General features: G+C 72.5%; 7 protein-coding genes. 4 read left to right on the forward strand and 3 right to left on the reverse strand.

Translation table 11 applies throughout. The features are described 5' to 3' along the window. Positions 1-9: 9 nt before the first annotated feature. Complete coding sequence (locus ACFC1R_RS07770; RefSeq protein WP_375934363.1) at positions 10-888, reverse strand: ATP-grasp domain-containing protein; 879 nt, start codon at positions 886-888, stop codon at positions 10-12. 116 nt (positions 889-1,004) lie between these two features. Between ACFC1R_RS07770 and ACFC1R_RS07775 the strand changes: the two genes are divergently transcribed. Next, complete coding sequence (locus tag ACFC1R_RS07775; RefSeq protein WP_375934366.1) at positions 1,005-1,505, forward strand: NUDIX hydrolase; 501 nt, start codon at positions 1,005-1,007, stop codon at positions 1,503-1,505. A gap of 6 nt (positions 1,506-1,511) precedes the next feature. On the opposite strand, the gene ACFC1R_RS07780 is transcribed toward ACFC1R_RS07775, so the two are convergent. Further along, positions 1,512-2,420, reverse strand: a complete 909-nt coding sequence (locus ACFC1R_RS07780) for a hypothetical protein (protein ID WP_375934369.1) — start codon at positions 2,418-2,420, stop codon at positions 1,512-1,514. Between the two features lie 634 nt (positions 2,421-3,054). On the opposite strand from ACFC1R_RS07780, the gene trpS reads away from it, so the two are divergent. From trpS to ACFC1R_RS07795, 3 genes are all read left to right on the forward strand, one after another. Then, positions 3,055-4,077 (forward strand): tryptophan--tRNA ligase, encoded by a 1,023-nt coding sequence (trpS, locus tag ACFC1R_RS07785; protein ID WP_375934371.1) that lies wholly within the window; start codon positions 3,055-3,057, stop codon positions 4,075-4,077. 258 nt (positions 4,078-4,335) lie between these two features. Next, positions 4,336-5,295, forward strand: coding sequence for an LD-carboxypeptidase (locus ACFC1R_RS07790; protein WP_375934374.1), 960 nt, complete (start codon positions 4,336-4,338; stop codon positions 5,293-5,295). 9 nt (positions 5,296-5,304) lie between these two features. Further along, complete coding sequence (locus ACFC1R_RS07795) at positions 5,305-6,093, forward strand: nucleoside/nucleotide kinase family protein (protein ID WP_375934377.1); 789 nt, start codon at positions 5,305-5,307, stop codon at positions 6,091-6,093. Between the two features lie 201 nt (positions 6,094-6,294). Here ACFC1R_RS07795 and ACFC1R_RS07800 read toward each other — a convergent pair. After that, a partial coding sequence (locus ACFC1R_RS07800) for a hypothetical protein (RefSeq protein ID WP_375934380.1) occupies positions 6,295-6,502 on the reverse strand: 208 nt, incomplete at its 5' end.

Consider the following 6,502-nt stretch of genomic DNA (forward strand, 5'->3'; position numbering starts at 1 on the left):
CCCGGAGGTTCACGCGGCGAGCAGCGAGGTCAGCAGCGGGGACGCGTCGATGCCGTGCGGCAGGCCGCTGACCTGGCCGTCGCCGACCTCGACCACCCGCCAGCCGGTTCCGTCCGCCCGGCGGGCCAGGTCGGTGGTGATGAAACGGCAGCCCAGTGCGCGGACCAGCGGCCGGACGTCGGAGAGGTCGGGGTCGACCTCGGCGTGCGGGCTGTCGGGGTGCGGGCCGACCAGGACCGGTTCGCCGTCCACCCACCAGACCCGGGCCTCCACGGTGCGCCCGTGCTCGTCCTGCGCGAAGTCCTCGTACCGGCGCAGCACCACGCCACCGGCCAGGAACTCGCCCTGGAGCTCCACGAAACGGGACACCACCCGGGTCAGCCCCGCCAGATCGGCCAGCTCGGGCACGTAGCACGCCTCGGCCCACTCCTCCTTGCGGGACTTGACGTAGTCCTTGACGACGGCCGGACCGCGCCCGCCGATCCGGTGCGCGGCGTCCGTGAGCGCCCCGAGGTCCGGCGCCCCGCCCGGGATCCAGGCGCTCGGCGGCGTCGCGCCCTCGAAGACCGGGTACCAGCCGGGCAGTTCGTGGGCATCGGCGTAGGCGGCGGGTGAGGTCAGCAGGGAGCAGCCGCGGGCCGCGAGGGCGGCGGCCAGGGTGGCGTAGGCGGGTACGGGCACCATCCAGCCCCGGTACCAGAGCGGCCCGTACGCTTCGGGCACCCGGCGGACCGCCGCACCGGCCTCCCCGGCGAGCAGCGCGTCGTGGTCGACGAGCACGTACTCCCCGCCCAACTCCCGTACGAGTTGAGCTTCCCAGACGAAGTGCGGGTCGGGCCGGCGGGGCATCAGCGGATCGGAGGGCAGCAGGATCACAGGTCCGAGCATGGGCCCCAGGGTAGAACCGGGACGCCGTGCGGGGCAGGGGAGTTCCTGCGCGTCCTCGGCACCGGGGTGCCGAAATTCCGCTCGACAGCGGCCCCGGACGCTGCGAGGGTGATCCGATGCGAACCCCGAGGCGAGCGGCCCGAACCGTAGTGCTCGCGCCCGACGGCGCGGTCTTCCTCCTGAGATCGGACAACGTCGAGGTGGGCGTGCACTGGACCATGCCCGGCGGCGGGATCGAGGCGGGGGAGTCCCCGGCCGAGGGCGCGCGGCGCGAGCTGTGGGAGGAGACCGGCTGGACGGACCTCGCACCGGGCCCGCTGCTCTGCACCTGGGAACACGACTTCACCTGGCACGGCATCCCGGTCCGGCAGCACGAGCACGTCTTCCTCACCAGTGGGCCCCGGCGCGGCCCGCTCGGCGACGTCAGCGCGGCGCATGCGGCGGACCGGATCCTCGGCTGGCGCTGGTGGACCCCGGCCGATCTGGCGGACGAGCACGCCGAGGCGCTCTGGCCACCGCAACTGCCCGAGCTGCTCGCCGCGGTGCGGGGGAATCCGGCGCACCTGACGGCCGGTGCCGCGGTCCACCTGGGCTACGTGCCGAACAGCGGACCGTAACCGGCCTCAGTCGCCGGTGCCCGCCGCTCCGCGCTCCGCACGCCAGCCGTGCAGGTCCAGCTCACGGTCGTGCAGCGCATCCGGGTTGATCAGCACGGTGAGCCGGACCCCGGGCAGCTCCTGGAAGGCCAGCCCGGTCGCCGCGAGCAGCAGTTCGGTCGGGACGGACACCGCGATGGCGGTGCGCCAGGACGGCAGCACGGCCAGGCTGGTGCCCCGACCCAGCCGGACCAGCTCGGCCGGCACCCGGCGCGGACCGGAGGAACCCTGCGTGCTCGGCGGCTCCGCGTACGTCGGGGAGGCGCCGATCAGGATGCCCATCGGGGTCTGCGGCGCGTCCGGTGCCGCTGGTTCCCGTGACTCCTGGGGTGCCGGTGGTGCCTGCGGCGCCGGGGTCGCTTCCGGTGCCCGGCGGGGCTGTGGCTGCACCGCGATCGGCGGCTCCGTCGACGGCGGGGCGTTCTCCGCAGCCGGTGCCGGGCCGTCGCTCCGGGGGAGTGGCACGGGTGCGGACGCCGGCCCGGCCTGCGGCGCCGGCTCGCTGCGCGGGTGCAGCCGGCTCAACCGCCTGGAGGGTGCCGGACGACGGGTCCGCCGGAAGTCCGGCCCTCCGGGGAGCGGTGCGGCCGGGGCCGCCGGGACGGCCGTCGGCCCGGTGCGCGGGAGACCGCGGGGCTGCCCGGCCGTCCTCGCCCCGGCGAGCCCCAGCAACCGCACCACCTCGGACTCCGGTTGACGGCAGGCCGCCGCCAGTGCGCCGACGTCGGCACCCTCCTCGTACGCCGCGCGGAGTCTGCTCGCCAGTCCGGCAAGGAGCCAGGCCGCGGTGGTGGCCTCGGCGTCCGCTGCATCACGGTCGGCCGCCGAGGGCCGGCCCGGTGGATTGTCGGATGGTGACTGGTCGAGCGAGGTCATCAGTACGGGCCCTCCGAAAAGCTGGTCGGATGATCCTCCCGTACGAGTGCGTGAGCAGCCAAGGGAAAACGGAAGACTGACGGACCGTGGCCCGAGCAGCCGGCCGCGAACTCCGCGGCAGCTTGCGCGACCTGGTGCTCAAGGGCATCGCACCGCCGCTCGGTGGACTGGTGCTGACGGCGGTCTTCGCCCAGACCCTGGGCGGTTCCTTCGGTGCCGGCCACGGAAGCGGCTCGGTGTTCGGAGCCGGCCCGGTGTTCGTCATCGGCGGCGGGATCCTGCTGCTCGGCGCGGTCCTGACGACCGTGTACAGCGCCTGCCGGCCCGACCTCTTCCGCGACGAGACCCTCCGCGAGGAAACCCCGGCCATGACCGTCGAGGACTGCGGGAGACCGGCCGACCGGAGGAAACCCGGGCGGCCGCCGGCCGCGAGGCGCTATCCTCGGAGCCATGAAGCAGCTTCCGTGCCTGAGCTGGTGGCCGTCCTAGGACGGCCACCACCCAGGTATGACCAGGGCCGTCCGTACGGGCGGCCCTGTTGCGTTCCCCTTCCCGCGGGCCACACCGACGGACGCGCCACCACCGTCGGCGCACCGGTGTCGACACCCCGTCAGCCCGCCCGAAGGAGAACCCCGTGCAGACCAGCACCGCCCAGGTCCGGCAGGACCCCAGCCGCTACCGCATCCTCACCGGAGACCGTCCCACCGGACCGCTCCACCTCGGCCACTACTTCGGCACCCTGCAGAACCGGGTCGAACTGCAGCGGCTCGGAGTCGAACTGTTCCTGGTCATCCCCGACTACCAGGCACTCACCGACCGCGACACCGCCGACCGCCCCGCCGAACTGGCCGAGGAACTCGTCCTCGACTACCTGGCCGCCGGAGTCGACCCCGAACACGCCACGATCTTCACCCACAGCGCCGTACCCGCCCTCAACCAGCTGCTGCTCCCCTTCCTCAGCCTGGTCAGCGTCGCCGAACTCCAGCGGAATCCCACGGTCAAGGACGAGATCGCCCACTCCCGGCAGGGCTCGGTCAGCGGACTGATGCTCACCTATCCGGTGCACCAGGCCGCCGACATCCTGTTCTGCAAGGCGAACCTCGTCCCCGTCGGCCAGGACCAGCTGCCGCACCTGGAGACCGCACGGACCATCGCCCGCCGCTTCAACGACCGGTACGGGGCCGGGGTCTTCCCCGCCCCCGAGGCGCTGCTCTCCGCAGCCCCGATGCTCCTCGGCACCGACGGCGGCAAGATGAGCAAGAGCCGGGGCAACGCCATCGCCCTCGGCGCGGACGAGGACCGGACCGCGCGACTGATCCGGGGTGCCAAGACCGACACCGAACGACGCATCGGCTACGACCCCGAGCAGCGCCCCGGCGTGTCCAACCTGGTCCTGCTCGCCGCCCTGTGCGAAGGACGCAGCCCGCAGGAGGTGGCCGAGGAGATCGGTGACGGCGGGTCGGCCGCGCTGAAGCGGCGCGCCACCGAGGCGGTCAACGAGTACTTCCGCCCGATCCGCGCCCGCCGCGCCGAACTCGCAGCCGACCGGGCCCACCTGAGGGCCGTCCTGCGAGCCGGCAACGAGCGCGCCAACGCCGAGGCCGACGCCACGCTGGCGGAGGTACGCGAGGTGATGGGCATGCTGGGCGTCCGCTGAAGCCCTGGGTGCGGTCCGGGCCCAGCCGGGGGCCGGACCGCACCCGGCGTCCGCCTGTGCCTCCGTTGCGGTTCCCGCTGCGGCACTGCCGTGGTTCTGCTGCGGGTCGGATGCTGGTTGGATGCGGGTGTGTTTCGGGTCCGCTGGGCCTCTGCGAGCGCTACCGCCACCACCCCTCGGGTGATCGGGGCCCGTCCGAGCGGGCATACCGTTGGTGACCGATCACCACGGACCGTCTCCCGAGGGGGGATCCCTACGATGGACCGAATCCAGCCACCCAGCACGGACCGACGCCCACGCCGCCTGGTCCCCGGGGACCGGGTCGTGCTGGTCGCCCCGAGCAGTCCGGTCGAACCCGACCGACTCGCGGCCGGCACGGAGATCCTCCGCAGCTGGGGGCTCGACGTCATACCGGCCGAGCACCTCCGCGATACCCACCCGACCCTCCGTCACCTGGCCGGCACCGACGCCGCCCGCGCCACGGACTTCCAGCGCGCCTGGCTCGACCCCACGATCGCCGCTGTCATCTGCGCCCGGGGCGGGTACGGCGTGCAGCGGATGGTCGACCTGCTCGACTGGGACGTACTCCGCACGGCGCCCCCGAAGGTGCTGGTCGGCTTCAGCGACGTCACCGTCCTGCACGAGGCCTTCGCCTGGCACCTGGGCATCCCGACGCTGTACGGGCCGATGGCGTCGGGCGCGACCTTCATCACCGACCGCCCCACGGCCGACCACCTGCGCCGCACCCTGTTCCACCCGGCGGACACGACGGTCCTCGGCTCGGCCACCGCCGAACCCCTGGTGCCGGGACGAGCCCACGGCATCACCGCCGGCGGCTGCGCCTCCGCTCTGGCCACGGACCGGGGCACCCCGACCGCCCGGAACTCCTTCGCAGGCACGATCCTGCTGCTGGAGGACGTCAACGAGCATCCGTACCGGCTCGACCGCATCATCACCCAGCTCATCCGCTCGGGCGCGCTCGACGGCGTGGCCGGCGTCGCGCTCGGCTCCTGGGAAGGCTGCGGCCGGATCGACCGGGTGCGCGACGTCATGCTCGACCGGCTCGGCCCACTCGGCGTACCCGTCCTCTGGGAACTCGGCTTCGGCCACGGCCCGTCCAGCCTCACCGTGCCGCTCGGTGTCCCCGCCCACCTCGACGCCGACGCGGGCACGCTCACACTGGCGGTGCCGGTTCTCACGACCGGCGCCGGTGAGTAGGGTGCGGCCATGCACGTGCACGGCCACAGCAAGCGCAGCGCCCGATCCGACGCCCCCGGCCCCACCGGCCCGGGGCGAGCCGGCCGCCCGGCCGCCGGGAACACGGAACAGCCCCGGATCAGCGGCCGCGCGGAACTCCTCGCATCGACCCTTCGAATGCTGCACGGCCGCACCAACACCGTCGGCCGGAGCATCCTCGGCCTGGCCGGCCCGCCCGGAGCCGGAAAATCCACCCTGGCCCACTTCCTGGTCGAGGAGATCAACCGCCAGGTGGGTTCCGGCACCGCGGCCCTCCTTCCGCTGGACGGCTTCCACCTCTCCAACGCCCAGCTCGAACGCCTCGGCCTGCGCGACCGCAAGGGCTCCCCGCCCAGCTTCGATGCCTGGGGCTACGTCGCCCTGCTGCGCAGAGTCCTCGCCGAGCGCTTCCAGGACGTGTATGCCCCCGGCTTCGACCGGGCGCTCGACGAACCGGTCGCCGCGCAGCACGTGGTCCGACCGCACACCCGACTCGTCATCACCGAGGGCAACTACCTCGCCGGCTCCGACGCCCCCTGGTCCGAGGCCCGCGCCCTGATGAACGAACTCTGGTACGTGGAGACGGACGACCAGGAGCGGGACAGCCGGCTGATGCGGCGCCACACCGACGGCGGTCGGGCCCCCGACGCAGCCCGGCACTGGATCACCTCGAACGACCACCCCAACGGCGAGTACGTCAAGGCAGGTCGTGCGGCCTGCACCCGGATCGTCGGGGTCTGGGATTTGCCCTTGACCCTCGATGGGGGTAGTGTTCTCTAGTCGCTCGGCAGGGAGCACCGGACACGCATCGGCGCGGACGGTCCCGGGGCGGCCAAATCCTTTGAAACACCACTTCTTCTGTTCGAGCTGAGTTGTGCTCTGGCATGTCTTGGCTGGAATTGTTGTGTGTTTTTCTGGATTGTGGTCGGGTTCGCTTCTCGGAGTGGGGATCGGCTAAGGTTCACGGCGTCGGACGGGCCGTCAGGTCGGTTCGGCAAAAGTCTCCTGAAAGCCCGGGAAGCGCGAAAGACGGTCAGAGCGATCTGATAGAGTCTGGATCGCCGAAAGGCCGAAGGAAAGCGGATCGGGTGAGTGAAACTCCGGAAAACGGAGCGGAAAACATCTGATAAGCTGGAAACACGAAAGAACGAAGCGCCCGGAGGGCCCGCTGGAAGGCGGCCTGAAGGAA

Source organism: Kitasatospora sp. NPDC056138, assembly GCF_042264695.1.
Lineage (GTDB): Bacteria > Actinomycetota > Actinomycetes > Streptomycetales > Streptomycetaceae > Kitasatospora.

What these genes read in the sequence shown, in the direction of transcription:
- ACFC1R_RS07770 (WP_375934363.1), bottom strand. Translation starts at nt 888, where the DNA reads ATGCTCGGACCTGTGATCCTGCTGCCCTCCGATCCGCTGATGCCCCGC.
- ACFC1R_RS07775 (WP_375934366.1), top strand. Translation starts at nt 1,005, where the DNA reads ATGCGAACCCCGAGGCGAGCGGCCCGAACCGTAGTGCTCGCGCCCGAC.
- ACFC1R_RS07780 (WP_375934369.1), bottom strand. Translation starts at nt 2,420, where the DNA reads ATGACCTCGCTCGACCAGTCACCATCCGACAATCCACCGGGCCGGCCC.
- ACFC1R_RS07790 (WP_375934374.1), top strand. Translation starts at nt 4,336, where the DNA reads ATGGACCGAATCCAGCCACCCAGCACGGACCGACGCCCACGCCGCCTG.
- ACFC1R_RS07795 (WP_375934377.1), top strand. Translation starts at nt 5,305, where the DNA reads ATGCACGTGCACGGCCACAGCAAGCGCAGCGCCCGATCCGACGCCCCC.